Source organism: Kitasatospora sp. NPDC036934 (genome assembly GCF_055608425.1).
On sequence record NZ_JBVJQR010000012.1, the window covers coordinates 157,494 to 175,797 of the forward strand.

Below are 18,304 nucleotides of genomic sequence, written 5' to 3' on the forward strand. Positions count from 1 at the left end.
TGGGGGTCATCTCCGGGCCGACGGGTCGTCCTCGGAGGGGACGGTTCTGCTCGGATGGATGTCCGGCAGGGTGGGGGCGCCCGTCGGGGGCGGGACCACGCCGCCCTTGCCGGGCTTGGTGCCGTTGCCACCGCCGTTCTGGCTGTTTCCGCCGCCGGTGTTGCCGTTGCCGCCGTCGCCGCCCTTGCCGGAACCGCTCCGGCCGGGGGCGCTCGGTTGGGCGGTGGCGGTGCCCTGCTGGTCGCCGCCCTGGTGGTCGCCGCCCTGGTGACCGGGGGTGCCGGCGCAGAAGTCCTGGACGGCGTCGGCGCCACCGGCCGCCGCGATCAGCGGGGCGAAGAGCGGGTCGACGGCCAGCTTGCCGGGGCGTTCACCCTTGCCCGTACGGTCCTCGAAGCCCTGGCAGAGCGGGAGCAGCGCGGCGGGCGGGGCGGGGAGGCCGGTGTGCCCGCCGGCCGTGGCGGGGGCGGACGGGACGGCCGTGTGCGGGTCCGCGGTGGCGCCGGTGGACGGCCTGGAGACCCCGGACTGGGGTGCGGAGGAGGACGGGCCGGTGCCGGGCGGGGTGCCCGGGGTGGCCACCGCGTGCTCGGGCTCGGACGGGCCGCCGCCGAGGGCGGGCAGGTTGCCGGTGCCGGCGGCGACCGCGACCCCGCACAGCGCGGTGGCGCCGAGCATGGCGGCAGCGGCCTTCGTGCTGAAGGCCCTGGCCAGCGCGGCGGTTGCCATCGATCGTCTCCGGACGGGGGTCACTACGGGGTCGGGCGTGAGACTCGCCGCCCGGAACGCGGCCAGGGCGGCCTCCTCCCCGGCCAGTTCCGCGGACGTCGCCGGAGCGGCGGCCGCGGCCAGGACCCGGGCGAGCTGCCCGGGACCGTCCGGTCCGGTGAGCGAGGCGTCCTGCCCGGCCGACGGGCCGCCCACGGCACCGCCGAGCAGCTGCTCGGCGGCATCACGGTCGATCCGACGGGATCGGTTGGTGCTCATCTCATGTCCTTCAGCGTCGCGGCCCGGTGTTCTGTCACACCCTGCGGAGAAGTTTTTTTCGCGGGTCGTTCCGCGGGTCGTTCCGCGGGTCGTTCCGCGGGCTCTTCGGCGGGTCGTTGCGCGGGCGCTTCGGCAGCTCGTCCGGCCGGTCGTCCGGCGGGGCGTCCTGTGGGACGACCGGCGGCGTTCCCGGTCCCCGGTTCGGCCGGCCGGGCGGCCGGGATCCCGGCTCCGGAGGAGAACGGCTGGTCCAGCAGCTTGGCCAGTCGGCGCAGTCCCCGGTGGGCGGCCATCCGGACGCTGCCGGCCCGCTTGCCGAGCACCCGGGCGGCGCTCTCGGCGTCCAGCTCCATGACCACTCTCAGCAGCACCGCCTCGGCCTGGTCGCGGGGCAGCCGGGAGATCAGCGCCAGGGCGTCGGCGGTGCCGACGGTGGCGAGCGCGGCGCGGGCGGTGTCGTCCCCGGCGGCCTGTTCGACCAGGTACTCGAAGGGGAGATCGGCGACCGGGCGGCGGCGCCGGGCCCGCAGGTGGTCCATCGCCCGGTTGCGGGCGATGGTGGCGGCCCAGCCGCGGAAACCGTCGCCGTCGCCGGAGAAGCCGCGCAGGTCGCGGGAGATCTGCAACCAGGTCTCGGACGCGATGTCCTCGGCGTCCTGGACGTCCTCCGGCCGTCCGCCGACGAGCACTCTCAGGTAGCGCAGCAGGCCCGGCTGGACGGTCCGGAACAACAGCCGGAAAGCCTCTTCGTCCCCCTCCTGGGCGGCGCGGACCGCCTCGGTCAGGTCGGTGGGAGCAGCGCCCCCGCCCGGTGGGCCGGCGGGAGGTACTGGTCCGGACCGGCCGAGGTGGCTGCCGGTGCCCGCTCCGGGGCGTTCTGCACTCTGCACCCGCCACATGATGCGCCATCCAGGGGATCGGGTCGGCGCCGGTCGAAGGACCGGACCGAACGGGGCCAAGGTCCCGCCGACGGCTGCCGTTCGCCCGAAGCCCCGGAACACCGCCCCCGCCTACATTGTCGGTAGGCGAATCGATCCGGGCCCCGACCTGCCCGGACGCCGGGCCCGCCACGCCGCCGTGACCCCGCGACCCCACCGCGCCCGTTCGTACCGACACCCGCCCGAGCCCGTTCGGGCGGGTGTCGGCCCGGGACCGGCAGAGGGACCGGAACCCGGGGCGACCGCACGGCCGGGTCCGGACGGCCGCTCCGCACAGCCGGCTCCGCACGGCCGGCTCGGGACCGCCACTCCGCACGGCCGGCTCCGTACGACCAGCAGGGAAGACCGCGATGACCACTGCCCACGAGCTCCACGCCAAGGGCCTGCGCGAGCACCTCGCGCCCGCCTTGCGCAGCCTGGGCCTCACCGGGCGGCACCCGACCTTCCTGCTGCCGGAGGAGGACCACTGGCTGCTCGTCGATCTGGTCGAGCGGCCCGCCTCCGACCGGGTCGCGTTCACCTTCGCGCTCGGCCTGGTCCGCCGCGCCGACCGGGCGGGCCCGGCCCTGCCCGACCCGCGCACCCGGTACGGCTCCGAGGTCTGGCGGGCCAGGATCGGCGAGGTGCTGCCGGTCGGCGAGGACGTCTGGTGGGAGGTGCTGCCCGGGCCGCGCTGGCGGCTGCCGCTGGACGACGCCGTCGCCGCCGTCCGCGACTACGGCCTGCCGGAGCTGCGCCGCCGGGCCGCGGCGGACCGCTCCCCCACCGGCGGGGCGTACCTCTCCCCCGCCGAGCTGGAGGACGTCAACGCCGCGCTGCTGACCGCCTCGGTGGCCCGGGTGCAGCGCGCCGAGCTGGCTGCCGGGGCGCTGGTGCTGACCGGCGCCTGGACCCGGGGCGACGGCGTGGCCCGGACGGTGCTGGCCGGGGCCGCCCGGGGGTTCCTGTCGGCCGGGGACGAGCGGTTCCGGACGGTGCGCTGCCGGGACACCCTGGGGCGGGAGCTGTGGACCTTCGGCTAGAACGATGCAGGTCAGCGACCCTGTCATGGGCGGCGCCGTGACACCTGTCATGCGGATCCGGCAACGGACGACACTGCTCTGACGGCGGGTCGGACCGAAAAACTGGAGGCACGACGCGGGCAGGGGCCCGCGGTCACCAGCCGGGGAGGAACCCACCATGAGCAGCCGGACCGTCACCGCCGTCACCGCCGCCGTTCCCGCCCCGCCCGTCCGGAACGCCCAGCAGGTCCGGAACGCCCAGCAGGTCCGGAACGCCGAGCAGGTCCGGAACGCCGAGCAGGTCCGGAACGCCGAGCAGGTCCGGAACGCCCAGGACGCCGGGGCGCCGAACCCGCTGGTCGCCGGGTTGCGCCCGCTCGCCCTCGACGTGCTCGCTCCGCTGGCCGGCTACTACCTGCTGCACTCGGCCTGCGGCCTGAGCGAGTTCGCCGCGCTCGCCTGGAGCAGCGTCTTCCCGGCCGGCCGGACCCTCCTGGGCCTGCTGAAGGAACGCAGCCTCAACCTGTGGGCCGCGCTGATGCTGGCGGTCAACCTGGCGGGCCTGGCGCTCACCTTCGTCACCGGCGACGCCCGGATGATGATCGCCAAGGACGGCGGACTGAGCGGCACCGTGGCGCTGGCGATCCTGGTCTCGGCGGCGGTCGGCCGGCCGGTGATGACCCCGATGCTGATGCCCTTCGTCACCAAGGGCAAGCGCGACCGCACCGCCGCCTGGCAGCGGCTGGTCGAGGGGCGGGCGGCGGCCTCGCGGGCCTTCCGCCGCCACGAGCGGGTGTTCGCCGGGATCTGGGGCACCGCGCTGCTGGCCGAGTGCGCGGCACGGGTGGTCGGCGCCTTCACCCTGCCGGTGTCGACCATGGCCTGGCTGTCCACCGTGTTCCTGATCGGCGCGATCGTGGCCGGTTCGATGGTCGGTCAGATCGCGACCGACCCGATCGAGAAGCTGGTCGCCGCCGAGACCGAGGCACCCACCGCGGCCTGAGCCCCCGTCGAGCCTCGGTACGAACCATCCGTCCACCGAGCGAACTGCGGGTGCCCTGGGTTCGAACGATCAGGAACCATCGGGATCTCCCGGGAGTCTTGATAACGAGGGGGTAACGGTACCCCCGACCGAGGAAACGGGGAGCCCACCATGCGGACCGACGCGCTGACCACCACCGAGGACCGCACCCTCGCCTGGGACGGCTGCCTGAACGTCCGCGACCTGGGCGGTCTGCCCACCGCCTCCGGCAAGCCGACCGTCCGCGGCGCGATAGTCCGGGCGGACAACCTGGACCGCCTGACCCGCGAGGGCTGGGACGCCCTCCTCGACCACGGCGTCCGCACCGTGGTCGACCTGCGCAACGCCGAGGAGTACAAGCCGCTCCTCCCGCTCCCCGAGGGCGTCGAGCTGGTCCGCGTCCCGCTGGACGAACTGGCCGGTCCCGCCTGGTGGGAGGCCCACGGCCGACTGGACGGCACCCCGCTGGCCTTCCGCCCGTACCTGGAGCACTGCCCGCACGCCGCCGCCGCACTGGTCACCGCGATCGCCGGGGCCCGACCCGGCGGACTGGTGGTGCACTGCGGCGCCGGCCGTGACCGGACCGGCCTGGCCGCCCTGCTGCTGCTCGCCCTGGCCGGGGTCGACCGGGCCGCGATCGCCGAGGACTACCTGCTGAGCGCCCCCAACGTCCGCCCGCTGTACGGGATGCTCGGCCTGCCGGACCCGTACCGCCGGATCGACGCGGCGCTGGCCGAGGCCGGGACCACCGCCGAGGCCGCCCTGGCGGACGCCCTCGACGGGCTCGACGGGCTCGACCCGGCGGGCTACCTGCTCGCGGCAGGGGTCACGCCCGCCCAGATCGCCGCCGTCCGGGACCGGCTGCTGACGGGGGCGTAGGGCCTCCGACCGGCGGTGCCGCCGTCCGGCAGAACGTTCGATGAGACGTTCCACGGAATGCGGACGCAAACTACCCGCCGGTAAGCGTCAACCGATGGTTGACGATCCTCGGATCGACAACCTACGGTTGACGTATGGAGAATCCCGTTGTTCCCAACACCACTCCGCTGCGCCTCGACGACCTGATCGCCGCGATCAAGAAGGTCCACGTCGACGCGCTCGACCAGCTCTCCGACGCGGTCATCGCCGCCGACCACCTCGGCGACCTCGCCGACCACCTCATCGGCCACTTCGTGGACCAGGCCAGGCGCTCCGGCGCCTCCTGGACCGACATCGGCCGCAGCATGGGCGTCAGCAAGCAGGCCGCCCAGAAGCGCTTCGTCCCCAAGGACCCGGGCGCCCCGAACGACCTCGACCCCAGCCAGGGGTTCGCCCGGTACACGCCCCGGGCCCGCAAGGTCGTGGTGGCCTCGCAGGAGGAGGCCCGGCGGGCGAACAACCCCGAGATCACCGCCGAACACATCCTGCTCGGCCTGCTCGCCGAGCCCGAAGGCATCGGCCTCAAGGCCCTCACGGCCCAGGGCGTCACCCCGGAGGCCCTCCGGACGGCGGCCACCGCCGCACTGCCGAGCGCCGTCGAGCAGACGGTGCCCGCACTGATCCCGTACGACGCGCGGGGCAAGAAGGTGCTGGAGCTGACCTTCCGCGAGGCGCTCAAGCTCGGACACAACTACGTCGGCACCGAGCACATCCTGCTCGCCCTGCTGGAGCTGGAGAACGGCGAGGGCGTGCTCGCCGGGCTCAAGGTCGACAAGACCGAGACCGAGACCTTCGTCTCGGAGGCCATCGCCGCCATCGTCGCCGCCCGGGACGCCGCGCCCGAGCAGCGGTGAGACGCTCCGCACCTACCGTGCCCCGGGCGGGACTCCCGCCCGGGGCACGGTACTTGCCGATTACCGCCTAGAAGCCGGAGACGCGGGTGGTGACGATCCGGACCCGGCCGTCGACGGCCGCCTCCAGCGCCGCCCGCAGCCGGACCGAACGGGCCGGACCGAGCAGTTCCAGCGCCTCGTCCAGCGGGGCCCAGCGGTGGGCGTCCAGCTCGCCGGCCGGAACGGTCACCGGGGTGCCGTCCGGGACGGTGCCGAAGTCGAACATGAAGTGCTGGGCCGGGTGGTCGAGTTCGTCCGACGGGTGGGTCCAGGAGATGGCCAGCAGGTCGCCGGCCTCCTGCACGATGCCGGTCTCCTCCTCCAACTCCCGCTCGGCGCACTCGACCGGGCCCTCGCCGAGGTCGATCGTCCCGCCCGGGAACTGCCAGTGCTCGCGGTACCCGGCCTTCACGATCAGGATCCGGCCGGACTCGTCGCGCAGCAGGCAGCCCGCCCCCGCGTAGATCCGGGGCAGGGACGCCAGCCACTCCTCGCGGGGTCTCAAGGGCTCAGCCGTCACGGTGTTCCTCCTGGGGCAGGGCGGTTCGGTCCGCCCCCACTCTGCCACCGCGCCGTGCTCCGTCATCGCGCCGTGCTCCGTCATCGCGTCGCGAGCCGTCATCGCCGCACTCCGCCACCCCACTGCGGGCCGCACCTCACTTCGGGCCGCACCTCACTTCGGGCCGCACCTCGCTGCGGGCCGGACCGATGAGTCCGGCGCCCGGCAACGGTCCAACCCGCATGGAGAGCACCGCGAACGAAGCCGTACTGAGCTGCGACCTGGGCGCCCTGACCGCCCCCGACCTAGCCGTCGTCGACGCCCTCGCCCGGCTGCGGCTGGCCGCCGCCCGGCACCGGGTGCGGGTGGTGCTGCTGAACACCGCCGGCCCGCTGCGCGAACTGCTGGCGTTCAGCGGGCTCGCGGCGCTGCTGCCGGGAGCGGCCGATCCGCTCGACCCGTTCGACCCGTTCGACCCGAGTGACCCGGCCGGGTCACTCGAGTCACTCGGCGGGGAGCCGGGCCGGGAGGCCGAACAGTGGGAACAGCACGTCGGTGTCGAGGAAGTTGGTGAGCCCGGTGATCCGGCCCCCTGACACCTCCGGCACGATCAGTGCCCACGGCTCGTGCCCGCCCTCCGGGCTCGGCCGGTACTGGGCCAGGGCCGGGCCGCCGTTGGCCGTCACCGCCAGCAGCCGGGAGCCCCTGCAGCCGTGCCCCGGGCCGAGCATCCAGGCCCGGACCTCCCCCAGACCGCGCAGCCACATCGAGAACGGCGGCATGTTGAGCGTGACGTCCTCGTGCAGCAACTCGGCCAGGCCGTCCATGTCGTACGCCTCGAAGGCGCGGACGTAGCGGTCGAGCAGCGCGCGGTGCGCGTCGTCCAGCGCGGGGGCCGGGCGAGCGGCGGAGGCGTCCGAGGCGAGCACCGCGCGGGCGCGCTGCAGCGCGCTGTTGACGGAGGCGACCGTGACGCCCAGCAGTTCGGCCACTTCGGCGGCCTTCCAGCCGAGCACCTCGCGCAGGATCAGGACCGCCCGCTGCCGGGGCGCAAGCCGCTGCAGCGCGGCGACGAAGGCCAGTTTCACCGACTCGCGCTGGGCGGCCACCTCCGCCGGGTCCCCCGTCTCGGGGAGCACCCGGCCGTCCGGCGCCGGGCCGATCCACGTCACCTCGGGCAGCTGGGTGCCATGGGCGGTGGCCACCGTCACCGGGCCGGCGAGATCCATCGGACGGGCCCGGCCGTTGCGGCCGTTCAGCGCGTCCAGGCAGACGTTGGTGGCTATTCGGTAAAGCCAGGAGCGCAGCGCGGCCCGCCCCTCGAAGCCCTTGTGCCCGCGCCAGGCCCGGACCATGGTCTCCTGCACCGCGTCCTCGGCCTCGAAGACCGAGCCGAGCATCCGGTAGCAGTAGCCGGTGAGTTCGGTGCGGTGCCGCTCCAGCTGGAGCTCGACCGGCTCCTCCGTGATCACATCGGACATGGTGTGCCCCCGTCGTCCCGCCGCGTGCTGGTGAACGGGACGAACGTAGCGCACGGCACTGACAGCCCCCGGGGCTGCCGGGAAAGGTGGTTGAGCACGCGTCAGGGGCGGGCGCCGGGTTCGGTGGCGTCCGCCCCGACGGGGCCGTGGGTCAGTGGGCGGAGTGCTTCTCCGCACCGCGGTGCCGGTGGCCCTTGAGTTCCGCGTGCATCGCCGGGACGGAGTGCGGCAGCGCGGACGCCGCGTCGCGCCCGCCGTGGCGGAAGGCGTCCGCGGCGGGGTTCCCGGCGGCCGAGGACACCGCGCCGGAACTGGGCTTCGGGCCGAGCCGGCCCGGCGAGGTCGCCATGCCGCGGCGTTCCAGCAGTTCCTGGGTGCCCTGGCGGAGCTGGGCGGTGCCGCTCGCCGTTAGCTTGGTCATCGTCGGCCTCCCTTCGGCGACCGCGGCCGGGCGGGTGCCGGCCGGAGGGGCCGCTCGGGTGTGTATGTCCGAATTTTACCGGGGTCGGGCATCGGTGCCACCGGTGAGGTCGAGGACCGGGCCCGGACGGTTCAGCCCATGAGCTCGTGGACGTAGCACCAGCGCCAGTCCTCCCCCGGCTCGTAGGACCGGATCACCGGGTGCGAGGTGTTGTGGAAGTGCGCGGTGGCGTGCCGCTGCGGCGAGTTGTCGCAGCAGCCGATGTGGCCGCAGTCCAGGCAGACCCGCAGGTGCACCCAGTCCCGGCTGCCCCGGGCCAGGCAGTCCGCGCAGCCGTCGGTGGGCGGGGCGGGCTCGATGTCCCGGGGGGCCATGGCGAGGTCTTCGCAGGCACTCATGGTGGAAGGCTATGACGGCCCGGGCCGGGCCGCCCGCTCAGGACGTCTCGGAGGCCTCGGACGTCTCGGAGGCCTCGGACATCTCGGAGGCCTCAGGCGTCTCGGAGACCCCGGAGGCATCCGGAACCGTGCCGGAGGCCGTCCAACTCGCCAGCAGGGCGAGCTTCTGGGCGGTGGGCGAGCCCGGCGGCGCGGTGTAGACGACCAGCACCTGGTCCGGCGACCCGTTGACGGCCAGGGTCTCGTACCCGAAGTCGAGCTCGCCGACCAGCGGGTGCCGCAACAGCTTCACCCCGCTGGTCTTCTCCCGCACCAGGTGGTCCGCCCAGAGCCGGCGGAACTCCTCGCTGCGCACCGACAGTTCGCCCACCAGGGCGGCCAGGGCGGGATCGTCCGGGTACAGCCCGGCGTCCCGGCGCAGTTGGGCGACGGTCTCGGCGGCTACCGCGTCCCACTGGCGGTAGAGCGCGCGGGTGGCCGGGTCGAGGAAGCCGTCCCGGGCCTGGTTGGGCGGGGCACCGGGCTTGCGGCCCGCACGCCCGGAGAAACCGTTCACCGCGTCGCCCAGGGCGTTCCAGGCCAGCACGTCCATCCGGCGGCCCAGCACGAAGGCCGGCACCCCGGTCATCAGCTCCAGCAGCAGCCGCGTCCCCGGACGGACCAGTCGGTCCCCCCGGACCTTGGCGGGTGCCGCCTTCGGGGGGCGGTTCAGCGACCGCAGGTGCGCCGCCTCCACCTCGTCCAGCCGCAGCACCCGGGCCACCGCGTCCAGCACCGCGTCCGAGGCACTCCCGCCGCGGCCCTGCTCCAACCGGATGTAGTAGTCCACGCTGACCCCTGCGAGCTGCGCCACCTCCTCCCGCCGCAGGCCCTGCACGCGTCGGCGGCCGTGCGCGGGCAGGCCCACCTCCTCCGGCTGGATCCGGGCCCGGCGCGAGCGGAGGAAGTCCCCCAGGGTGTTCTCCATGCCAGGCAGGGTAGCCCCGGGGCGGCGACCCCAGGGTGGTACTGGCTTTCCCAGGAAAGCCTTGCCCGGGAAGGCGGTTCCCGGGTGGAGCTCAGCCCTGGGTGGGCGCGCGGAACCGCCGCAGAGTGGTGGACGTCAAGCCGCCGACCCCCTCCAGGAGTCCCCGATGAGCTACCCCGCCCTCGCCACCCGCACCGCCGTCGTCACCGGAGCCGCCAGCGGCATGGGCGCCGCCACCGCCCGGCTGCTCGCCGCCGACGGCGCCCGGGTCGCCCTGCTCGCCCGCCGCACCGACCGGCTCGACGCCCTCGTCGCCGAGATCACCGCGGCCGGCGGACGGGCCCTCGCCGTCACCGCCGACATCACCGACCAGGCCTCCGTGGACGCCGCCGCCGAGACCGTCCACGACGCCTACGGCCCGGTCGACCTGGTGATCAACAACGCCGGGGTGATGCTGGCCAACCCGCTCGCCGACGGGCGGATCGACGAATGGACCCGGATGATCGACACCAACCTCACCGGCGCCCTGCGGATCATCCGCGCCTTCACCGCCGACCTCACCGCGGCCGGCGCCGACGGCCGCACCGCCGACCTGGTCAACGTCTCCTCCATCGCCTCACACGTCTCCTTCCCCGCCTACGCCGTGTACGGCGCCACCAAGGCCGCGCTCACCCAGCTGTCCACCGCCCTGCGCACCGAACTGGGCCCGCACGACGTCCGGGTCAGCACGATCGAGCCCGGCCTCACCGACACCGAACTCGGCGGGCACATCGACAACCCGGAGCTGCGCGAAGGCCTCGGCGAGATGTTCGCCGCGATCCCGGCACTCAGCGCGGACGACATCGCGGACCTGATCGCCTACACCGTCAGCCGCCCCCGGCACGTCAACCTGCGCCACCAGGTGGTGCTGCCGACCCGGCAGGCATGACCGGGCAGCGCGGATCCACGCCCTCGGCCCACCGGACGGCATGGGAGCATGCCACCCGTGGCGATCGTGACGGGGAGAACGAACGGCGACACCGGCGGGGGCCGCGGTACGGCCCCGGCCGGGCGGCCGGACAGCGGCGGGGGCACACCCGACGGCAGCGGCGGAGGCATACCCGGGCAGGCCCCCGGCAGCGGCGCGGGCGCCCCCGGGCAGCCGGACGGACCGCGCCGACGGGCCAGGCCGCTCGCCGAGACCGGCCGGATCCGGCAGCCCGTCGCCCTGATCCGGCTGCTCACCGGCCTGACCGCGATCGTGCTCACCCTGCTGCTCGCCGACTACGCCCGCGCCACCACCGGCGGCTTCGCCGCCGACGTCGCCGAGGCCGCCGCCCTGGTGCCCCGGCCGCTGGCCGGCCTGGCCGGCGGGCTCACCACCGCCGCCGTCCTGCTGCTGCCGGTAGGGCTCGCCGCCCGCCGCCTGCTCGGCCCGGACCGGCGGCGCGCCCTCCAACAGGTCTCCGACGGGCTGCTCGCCGCCGTCACTTCGTACGGTGCCACCCTCGCCCTCGGACTGTGGGCCGACGACCTCGCCCCCGCCTCGCTGCTCACCGCACTCACCCAGCGGCTGCCCGCCGACGCGCTCGGACACACCGAACCCGTCTACGGCTACCTGGCGCCCGTCCTCGCCTTCATGACCGCCTCCGGCAGCCGCGAACGGCGCCTGCCGTGGGCCGTCCTCGCGCTCTCCGGCATCGCCGGACTGGCCAGCGGCTACGCCACCCCCACCGCGCTGCTGCTCGGCCTGCTCATCGGCTGGACCGGCGCCCACGGCACCCTGTACGCCGTCGGCACCCCGGACCCGCGACCCCGGCCCGGAGAGGTCCTGCGGGCTCTGCGGGACAGCGGACTGCGGCCCGTCGAGGCCCTCCCCGCCGGGCCGGACCGCTACCTGGTCCGGCAGGCCGACGGCCGGCCCGAACTCGACGTCCAGCTCCTCGACCGGCAGGCCGTCACCGCCGCCGCCGTCCAGCGCGCCTGGCGCCGCCTGCGGCTGCGCACCGCCCCGCACCCCCGCGCCCTGCGCTCACCGCGCACCGGGCTGGAACACGAGGCGCTGGTCACCTACGCGGCCCTCGCCGCCGGAGTCCGCACCCGCCGCATCGCCGCCACCGCCGGCCTCGGCCACGACACCGCCCTCATCGCCTACGAACACCTCGCCGGCCGGCCCCTGGACCAGCTCGACGACGCGGAGGTCACCGACGGCCTGCTCGCCGACGCCTGGCACCAGCTCGCCCTGCTCCAGCGCCGCGAGATCGCCCACCGCGCCCTCGTACCGTCCTCCCTGCTGGTCGACGACGGCGGCGCGATCCACCTGGTCGACTTCGCCGACGGCGACATCGCGGCGAGCGAACTCGTCCTGCGCTGCGACATCGCCCAGCTGCTCACCACCCTCGCGCTCCGGGCCGGCGCCGCCCGCGCCGTCCGCACCGCCACCGCCGTCCTCGGCCCCGACACCCTCGGCGACGCCCTGCCGCTCCTCCAGCCGATCGCCCTCGCCCGCTCCACCCGGCAGGCCCTCAAGCACCGGCCGGGCGGCAAGGCCGCGGGGGCGGCCGCGCCGGACGGCGACGCGGGGGCACGGCTGCGGGCGGAGGCGAAGGCGGACGGCGACGGGCGGGCGGACCGCGCGGCGGCTGCGGCAGCGGACGCGGCTGCCCCGGACACCGGGGCGAACACCCCGGACACGGCCGACCGCACGACCGTCGAACACCTCGCCGGGACGACCGCCGGGCCGGACGGTGGCACGGGCAGCGCCACCGTCCCCACCGGCACGCACCCCACCGCACCGGCCGGGGGGCTGTTGGAGGAGATCCGGGCTGAGGTGTCGCGCGGGCGACCGGAGGTGCTGGGGCGGCCGGTGCGGCTGGAGCGGGTGCGGCCGCGGACGCTGCTGGCCGTGGTGGGCGGGGTGGTGGCCGGGTGGCTGCTGATCCCGCAGTTCTTCGCGACCGAGGACAACCCGGTCGCGGCGCTGGCGGACGCCGATCCGTGGTGGCTGGTGCTGGCGCTGGTGGCGGCCGGGTGCAGCCACGTGGCGGCGGCGATGGGCTTCGTCGGGTTCGTACCGGAGCGGCTGGAGTTCCGCAACGTGGTGCTGGCGCAGGTGGCCGGGGCGTTCGTGAAGCTGGTGTCGCCCGGGGGCGTCGGCGGGATCGCGCTGAACACCCGGCTGCTGCAGCGGGCCAACATCCCCACCGCGCAGGCGCTGTCCAGCGTCGGGGTGGGGCAGTTGATCGGGCTGGTACTGCACCTGTTGCAGCTGGGGGCCTTCGTCTACCTGCTGGACCTGCAGCCCGGCGGTTCGGAGCTGGACGCGCTGCCCGCGGTGGTGGGCGGGCTGGCGGTGGCGGCGGTGCTGCTGGCGGTGGTGTGGGCGATCCCACCGGCTCGGCGGTGGCTGGCGGCGCGGCTGCGGCCGTTGACGGCCGAGGTGCTGCCGCGGCTGCTGGACCTGCTGCGCAACCCGGGGCGGCTGGCGGTGGGGGTGGCCGGGCAGCTGCTGGTGTCGCTGTGCCTGATCGCCTGCCTGTACTGCTGCATCCGCGCGATCGGCCGGGTACCGTCCTTCGCCCCGGTGGCGGTGGTGTTCCTGGTGGGCAACGCGGCGGGCAACGCGGCGCCGACCCCGGGCGGGGCCGGCGCGGTGGACACGGCGCTGGTGTTCGGGCTGGAGCAGACCGCGTCGATGGAGAAGGGCGGGGCGTTGGCGGCGGTGGCGCTGTTCCGGCTGCTGACGCTGATCCTGCCGGTGCTGCCGGGCTGGGCGGCGATGACCTGGTTGCAGCGCCGCAAGGCGCTGTAAGGGGCCGGACACCGGGTTCAGCGGTAGTCGTCCTCGTCGAGCTGGACGACCCGGCTCTGCTCGGCGGCGTCGGCGACGTCGGTGGCGGGGTCGGCGCCGACGGCGCGACGCTCGGCGACCTCGTCGTACTCGTCGCCGGTGGGGGCGTCCTCGTCGGGCTCGACGGCCTCGACGGCCTCGTCGATCAGGTAGTCCTCGTGATTCTGCGGCATGGCGTCCGTCCTCACTGTCGGGAGGCTCCCAGGGCCCGGATGGCGGTACTGGCAGTATCCGCCGCCGGGAGCGTGGACGCGATGCGCCGGGGCCGCTCCGGCGTGTTGTCCGGGGCTGAATTGACCCACGGATCCCGCAGATGAATGACCCATTGAAGGGGTTCATTCCGCTCCTAGGGTTCTACCCATGACGACGAACGACACCACCGCCACCCCCGCCCGCCGCCTCGACCACGCCCGCACCGTCCCCAAGGTGTTCCGCGCGATGATCGCCCTGGACGCCGCCGCCCGCGAGGGTCTGGACCCGGCGCTGGTCGAGCTGGTGCAGATGCGCACCTCGCAGCTCAACAACTGCGCGTACTGCCTGGACATGCACACCAAGGACGCCCGCGAGGCCGGCGAGACCGACGAGCGGATCTACCTGCTGCCGGTCTGGCACGAGGCCCCGGCCGGGGTGTACAGCGAGCGGGAGCGGGCCGCGCTGGCGCTGGCCGAGGAGATCACCCGGATCTGCGACGGGGTCTCGGACGCGGTGTACGCCCGGGCGGCCGCGCACTTCGCGGAGGCGGAGCTGGCCCAGCTGATCTCGGTGTGCTTCACCATCAACACCTGGAACCGGATCAACATCGCCACCCGCAGGACCCCGGGCACGCGCTGACCGGCGGGCCCGCTGGTCAGCGCGTGCCCGTGCGGAACGGGCCCCGGGCCACCGGGGGTACGATCGGTGCCAGGCCCAGGGCCCGACCGCACCCACCGGTGGCCCCCGCGGCCCCGAGGCCCGCACCGACGACGGCCCGCACGAACGACAGGGAAATCATGTCCGGCTCGCACTACTTCTCCAGTGCACCCGAGGTCGCCAGCGAGCGCCGGCCGATCACGGTCTCGCTCCCGGACCTGACCCTCGAACTGACCACCGACACCGGGGTGTTCTCGCACGGCCGGCTCGACCAGGGCACCCGGATCCTGCTGGAGCACGCCCCGCCGCCGCGGGTGCGCGGCCCGATCCTGGACGTCGGCTGCGGCTACGGCCCGATCGCGCTGACCTGGGCGAGCCGCCGCAAGCGGCTGCCGGTCTGGGCGGTGGACGTCAACGAGCGCGCGCTGGAACTGGTCCGGCTGAACGCCGTGGCGCTGCGGCTGGGCAACGTCCAGGCCGCGCTGCCGGACGACGTCCCCGAGGACCTCCGGTTCGCCACCATCTACTCCAACCCGCCGATCCGGATCGGCAAGGCCGAGCTGCGCGGGCTGTTGACGCACTGGCTCGGCCGGCTGACCCCGGACGGTTCGGCGTTCCTCGTGGTGCAGAAGCACCTGGGCTCGGACTCGCTGCAGAAGTGGCTCAACGAGCAGGGCTACCCGACCTCCCGGGTCGCGTCGGTCAACGGGTTCCGGATTCTGGAAGCGCGGCCCCGCCCGGATTCGGGCGAGGGCACCGAGAGTGGACGGGGAACGACGTCGTGAAGCAGCTGCGCGGGACCGAACTGAAGCGACTGCACCGCTCGTGGCGGCGCAGCAACGAGTTCCGGCTCGCGATGATCCTGGAGAACCTGCAGTCGCCGTTCAACGTCGGCTCGGTGGTCCGGACCGGGGCGGCGATGGGCGCCGAGAAGCTGTACCTGACCGGGGACACCCCGTCGGTGCGCTCCTCCGGCGCGCAGAAGGCCGCGATGGGCACCGACAAGTACCTGAAGGTGGAGCACTTCGAGACCGTCGCCGAGGCGGTCGCGGCGGCCAAGGCCGACGGCTTCAAGGTGGTCGGGCTGGAGCTGGCGGACGACGCGGTGCCGATGTTCGCCGCCGGACTGACCCCGGCGGTGGCCTTCGTGCTCGGGCACGAGGACCGCGGGATCACGCCCGAGGCGCTGGCGCTCTGCGACCAGGTGGTGTTCGTGCCGCAGTTGGGCCGGGTCGGCTCGCTGAACGTGTCGGCGGCGGCGACGGTGGCCTGCTACGAGGCGCGCCGCCAGGGGTACGCGATCAGCGGCACGCCGGACGGGAGCGACGCCGGGGGCGACCTCGATGGTCTCGGGGACCTCGGGGACGACGACTGACGCGCGGTCAGATGACCTGAAGGGGTGTGCCGAAAGGCCCACCCCTTCCGCGTTTTCCGCCCGGATCCGCCCGGATCCGCCCTGGGATATCTGCCGAACGGCAGATGTGCCGCGGCGGCCCGAGCGGAAGCATTCAGGACGTGACCGAACTCCAGATCCTCGACCTCACCAAGCAGTACCGCGGCGGCAGACGCGCCGTGGATTCCTTCTCGCTGACGCTCCGGCCCGGCGTGCTCGGCCTGCTCGGGGCCAACGGCGCCGGGAAGTCCAGCCTGATGCGCATCCTGGCCACGGTCACCCGGCCCACCTCGGGGCGGGTGCTGTGGGAGGGGGTGGACATCGCCCGCCGGCCCGGAGCACTGCGCCGCACCGTCGGCTACCTGCCACAGGACTTCGGCGTCTACCCGCAGCTCACCGCCCGCGAGTTCCTCGCCTACCTGGCCGCCGCCAAGGGGCTGCGGCGGCGCTCCGCCCGGGCCCGGATCGAGGAACTGCTCGAACTGGTCAACCTCACCGACGCGGCCGGGCAGCGGCTGGGGGCGATGTCCGGCGGGATGCGCCAACGGGTCGGCATCGCCCAGGCGTTGCTCAACGACCCGGCGCTGCTGATCGTGGACGAGCCGACGGTCGGGCTCGACCCGGAGGAGCGGCTGCGCTTCGGCACCCTGCTGAGCGGGCTCGGTGCCGACCGGATCGTCGTGCTGTCCACCCACATCGTCCCGGACGTCGCCGCCACCGCCGACCGGATCGCGGTGATGGGCGACGGGCGGCTGCTGCACCACGGCAGCGCGGAGGAGCTGCTGCGCGGCGCCGAGGGCTCAGTCTGGGAGCTGACCGTCGCCGCCGACCGGCTCCCGCTGCTGCGCTCGCGGTTCCTGCTCGGCGGCACCACCCGCACCCCGCAGGGCGTCCGGGCGCGGGTGCTGTCCCGGCACGCGCCCGAGCCCGGGGCGCAGCCCGTACCGCCCCGGCTGGAGGACGCGTACCTGTTGCTCACCGCCGACCGGGCCGCGCCGGGACGGACCGAGGAGGTGCCGGCATGGTGACGCGCACCTGGGCGCTGGCCCTGGCCGACTTCCGGGAGCGTCGGCGGCGGCCCGGCTACCTGGTCGTGCTGCTCGGCACGCTCGCGCTCGGACTACTGGCCGCACCGGTGGGCGAATCCCGCTGGCAGGTGTTCCAGGTGACCGAGCTGCACGGCCGCTACACCAGCGGCTACGTGGGGACGGTGACGGCGCTCGGCGGCGCGGTCTGGCTCTCGCTGGCCGGCTTCGGGATCGCCCGGGGCACCATCGGGCGGGACGAGCGCAGCGGCGTCGGCGGGCTCCTCGCCGCCACCCCGCTGAGCCGGACCGGGTACCTGGCGGGCAAGTTCGTCAGCAACCTGCTGCTGTTCGGCTCGATGCTGCTGGCCCTGGCCGGGACGGCGCTCGCGGTGCAGCTGCTCAAGGGCGACTCGGACCAGGTGGACGTGGTGCGGCTGCTGCTGCCGTACGTCCTGATCACGCTGCCGCTGCTGGCGGCGGTGGCCGGGTGCGCGGTGCTGTTCGACACCGTGCCCGGGCTGCGCGGCGGGCTGGGGGCGGCGGTCTGGTTCACGGTCTGGCTGGTGGTGGTGCTGGGCGCGCAGGCCGGTGGCGGGCCGGACCTGCTGGGCATGCGGCGGATCACCGCCTCGATCCGGGAGGTGCTCGCGGCGGGCGGGCGGCCGGTCGACGGGGTGGAGTTCGGCGTGGGCCTGACGGCCGACGACCGGGTGCTCGGCACCTTCGACTGGCCCGGCCTCGGGCCCGGTGAGGCGTTCGGCCCGGCGGCCACGGGGGTGCTGCTGGTCGGTGCGGCGGTGGGGATCGCGCTGCTCGGGGCGCTCTGGTTCCGGCGCTTCGACGGGGCGCCGGCCCGGCGAGGCATCGGGGCGCCGGCCCGGCGAGGCGTCGGGGCGGCCGGGGCCGTCGCGCCTGGAGGGCCTGGAGGGCCTGGAGGGCCTAGCGGGCTTGGCGGGCCGAGCGGGCCGTGCGGGGGCGCGGCGGTGTCCCCGCCCGGGCCGGTCTTCGGGTCGGCACCGGCCCGGCTGACCGCTCCCCGGCAGGGGCGCATCGGCTACGACGCGCTGCTCGGGGAGTTGCGGATCCTGGTGCGGGGCCAACGGGTCTGGTGGGCCGGAGCGGCCGTGCTCGCCGTGGCCGCGGCGGGCGTCGCACCGGACGGGCCGAGCCACGCGGTGCTGCCGTTCGCGATGCTCTGGCCGATGCTGCTCTGGGCCCGGATGGGCCACCGGGCCGACGGCGGCAGCATCGACCAGTTGCTCGCCGCCTGTCCGTCCCCGCTGCGCCGGGGGCTGGCCGGACTGCTCGCCGGGATCGTCCCGGCGCTGGCGGTGGTCGCCGTACCCGCCCTGCGGCTGGCCGGCGCCGGGCAGTCCCGGGCGGCTCTCGGCGCACTCGCGGGCGCCCTGCTGGTCCCCGCCCTGGCGCTGCTCTGCGGCAGCCTCAGCCGTGGCCCCCGGCTGTTCCAGACCGTCTACCCGATGCTCTGGTACGGGATGGTCAACCACGTCTCCGGGCTGGACTTCCTCGGCGTCTCCGGGGAGCGCGCCCCGGCGCCGGCGGCGGTCGCGGGGCTGGCCGCCGCCCTGGCCGCCGCCGCGCTCGCCCTGGACGCGATACGTCACGCGGCGCGGTGACACCCCTCGGTGCGCCGGGTGGAGGAGGGGCGGTTCCCCCGTCG

General features: G+C 75.0%; 20 protein-coding genes. 12 read left to right on the forward strand and 8 right to left on the reverse strand.

The genetic code is table 11. The features are described 5' to 3' along the window. Positions 1 to 6: 6 nt before the first annotated feature. Positions 7 to 987, reverse strand: a complete 981-nt coding sequence (locus ACZ7BZ_RS20135) for a hypothetical protein (protein ID WP_470359434.1) — start codon at positions 985 to 987, stop codon at positions 7 to 9. Beyond that, positions 984 to 1,877: an RNA polymerase sigma factor gene (locus tag ACZ7BZ_RS20140; RefSeq protein WP_470359435.1), complete on the reverse strand. Its 894-nt coding sequence runs from the start codon at positions 1,875 to 1,877 to the stop codon at positions 984 to 986. Before ACZ7BZ_RS20140 ends, ACZ7BZ_RS20135 begins: the two co-directional genes overlap by 4 nt. A 398-nt stretch (positions 1,878 to 2,275) precedes the next feature. Here ACZ7BZ_RS20140 and ACZ7BZ_RS20145 point away from each other — a divergent pair, with 398 nt between their 5' ends. From ACZ7BZ_RS20145 to ACZ7BZ_RS20160, 4 genes are all read left to right on the forward strand, one after another. After that, positions 2,276 to 2,947 carry a hypothetical protein gene (locus tag ACZ7BZ_RS20145; RefSeq protein WP_470359436.1) on the forward strand — a complete coding sequence of 224 codons (672 nt, stop codon included), beginning with the start codon at positions 2,276 to 2,278 and terminating at the stop codon, positions 2,945 to 2,947. Positions 2,948 to 3,104: 157 nt separating this feature from the next. Continuing rightward, complete coding sequence (locus tag ACZ7BZ_RS20150) at positions 3,105 to 3,929, forward strand: VC0807 family protein (protein ID WP_470359437.1); 825 nt, start codon at positions 3,105 to 3,107, stop codon at positions 3,927 to 3,929. A 150-nt stretch (positions 3,930 to 4,079) separates the two neighbouring features. Continuing rightward, complete coding sequence (locus ACZ7BZ_RS20155; protein WP_470359438.1) at positions 4,080 to 4,826, forward strand: tyrosine-protein phosphatase; 747 nt, start codon at positions 4,080 to 4,082, stop codon at positions 4,824 to 4,826. 134 nt (positions 4,827 to 4,960) lie between these two features. Continuing rightward, positions 4,961 to 5,719 carry a Clp protease N-terminal domain-containing protein gene (locus ACZ7BZ_RS20160; protein ID WP_470359439.1) on the forward strand — a complete coding sequence of 253 codons (759 nt, stop codon included), beginning with the start codon at positions 4,961 to 4,963 and terminating at the stop codon, positions 5,717 to 5,719. Between the two features lie 67 nt (positions 5,720 to 5,786). Here ACZ7BZ_RS20160 and ACZ7BZ_RS20165 read toward each other — a convergent pair whose 3' ends face one another. Next, positions 5,787 to 6,278, reverse strand: coding sequence for an NUDIX domain-containing protein (locus ACZ7BZ_RS20165; protein ID WP_470359440.1), 492 nt, complete (start codon positions 6,276 to 6,278; stop codon positions 5,787 to 5,789). A 221-nt stretch (positions 6,279 to 6,499) separates the two neighbouring features. Between ACZ7BZ_RS20165 and ACZ7BZ_RS20170 the strand changes: the two genes are divergently transcribed. Then, positions 6,500 to 6,853, forward strand: a complete 354-nt coding sequence (locus ACZ7BZ_RS20170; protein ID WP_470359441.1) for a hypothetical protein — start codon at positions 6,500 to 6,502, stop codon at positions 6,851 to 6,853. On the opposite strand, the gene ACZ7BZ_RS20175 is transcribed toward ACZ7BZ_RS20170, so the two are convergent. The 4 genes from ACZ7BZ_RS20175 to ACZ7BZ_RS20190 form a co-directional block, all read right to left on the reverse strand. Further along, on the reverse strand, positions 6,761 to 7,738 hold the full coding sequence (locus tag ACZ7BZ_RS20175; RefSeq protein WP_470359442.1) for a sigma-70 family RNA polymerase sigma factor: 978 nt from the start codon (positions 7,736 to 7,738) through the stop codon (positions 6,761 to 6,763). The genes ACZ7BZ_RS20170 and ACZ7BZ_RS20175 overlap by 93 nt on opposite strands. Positions 7,739 to 7,889: 151 nt before the next feature. Further along, entirely contained in the window at positions 7,890 to 8,159 is a 270-nt protein-coding gene (locus ACZ7BZ_RS20180; protein ID WP_470359443.1) for a hypothetical protein, read from the reverse strand. Between the two features lie 131 nt (positions 8,160 to 8,290). After that, the gene (locus tag ACZ7BZ_RS20185) at positions 8,291 to 8,557 is read right to left on the reverse strand and encodes a UBP-type zinc finger domain-containing protein (RefSeq protein ID WP_465739573.1); all 267 of its coding nucleotides are present in this window, start codon (positions 8,555 to 8,557) and stop codon (positions 8,291 to 8,293) included. 37 nt (positions 8,558 to 8,594) lie between these two features. Further along, a complete protein-coding gene (locus tag ACZ7BZ_RS20190) occupies positions 8,595 to 9,524 on the reverse strand; it encodes a helix-turn-helix transcriptional regulator (protein WP_470359444.1) in 930 nt (309 codons plus the stop codon). A gap of 166 nt (positions 9,525 to 9,690) precedes the next feature. On the opposite strand from ACZ7BZ_RS20190, the gene ACZ7BZ_RS20195 reads away from it, so the two are divergent. Together ACZ7BZ_RS20195 and ACZ7BZ_RS20200 are read left to right on the forward strand one after the other, a co-directional pair. After that, positions 9,691 to 10,452, forward strand: coding sequence for an SDR family oxidoreductase (locus ACZ7BZ_RS20195; protein ID WP_470359445.1), 762 nt, complete (start codon positions 9,691 to 9,693; stop codon positions 10,450 to 10,452). A gap of 57 nt (positions 10,453 to 10,509) precedes the next feature. After that, positions 10,510 to 13,314 carry a lysylphosphatidylglycerol synthase transmembrane domain-containing protein gene (locus tag ACZ7BZ_RS20200; protein WP_470359446.1) on the forward strand — a complete coding sequence of 935 codons (2,805 nt, stop codon included), beginning with the start codon at positions 10,510 to 10,512 and terminating at the stop codon, positions 13,312 to 13,314. Positions 13,315 to 13,331: 17 nt separating this feature from the next. Here the strand turns inward: ACZ7BZ_RS20200 and ACZ7BZ_RS20205 are convergent, their stop codons facing one another. Continuing rightward, positions 13,332 to 13,526, reverse strand: a complete 195-nt coding sequence (locus tag ACZ7BZ_RS20205; protein WP_380461447.1) for a hypothetical protein — start codon at positions 13,524 to 13,526, stop codon at positions 13,332 to 13,334. Positions 13,527 to 13,713: 187 nt separating this feature from the next. On the opposite strand from ACZ7BZ_RS20205, the gene ACZ7BZ_RS20210 reads away from it, so the two are divergent. The 5 genes from ACZ7BZ_RS20210 (at position 13,714) to ACZ7BZ_RS20230 (ending at position 18,260) form a co-directional block, all read left to right on the forward strand. Next, the gene (locus tag ACZ7BZ_RS20210) at positions 13,714 to 14,184 is read left to right on the forward strand and encodes a carboxymuconolactone decarboxylase family protein (RefSeq protein ID WP_470359447.1); all 471 of its coding nucleotides are present in this window, start codon (positions 13,714 to 13,716) and stop codon (positions 14,182 to 14,184) included. A gap of 158 nt (positions 14,185 to 14,342) precedes the next feature. After that, a complete protein-coding gene (locus ACZ7BZ_RS20215; RefSeq protein WP_470359448.1) occupies positions 14,343 to 14,987 on the forward strand; it encodes a class I SAM-dependent methyltransferase in 645 nt (214 codons plus the stop codon). Beyond that, a complete protein-coding gene (locus ACZ7BZ_RS20220; RefSeq protein WP_465739580.1) occupies positions 14,984 to 15,577 on the forward strand; it encodes a TrmH family RNA methyltransferase in 594 nt (197 codons plus the stop codon). Before ACZ7BZ_RS20215 ends, ACZ7BZ_RS20220 begins: the two co-directional genes overlap by 4 nt. A 104-nt stretch (positions 15,578 to 15,681) precedes the next feature. Continuing rightward, positions 15,682 to 16,623 carry an ABC transporter ATP-binding protein gene (locus tag ACZ7BZ_RS20225; protein WP_470359449.1) on the forward strand — a complete coding sequence of 314 codons (942 nt, stop codon included), beginning with the start codon at positions 15,682 to 15,684 and terminating at the stop codon, positions 16,621 to 16,623. After that, the gene (locus ACZ7BZ_RS20230) at positions 16,617 to 18,260 is read left to right on the forward strand and encodes a hypothetical protein (RefSeq protein ID WP_470359450.1); all 1,644 of its coding nucleotides are present in this window, start codon (positions 16,617 to 16,619) and stop codon (positions 18,258 to 18,260) included. Before ACZ7BZ_RS20225 ends, ACZ7BZ_RS20230 begins: the two co-directional genes overlap by 7 nt. Positions 18,261 to 18,304 lie beyond the last annotated feature (44 nt).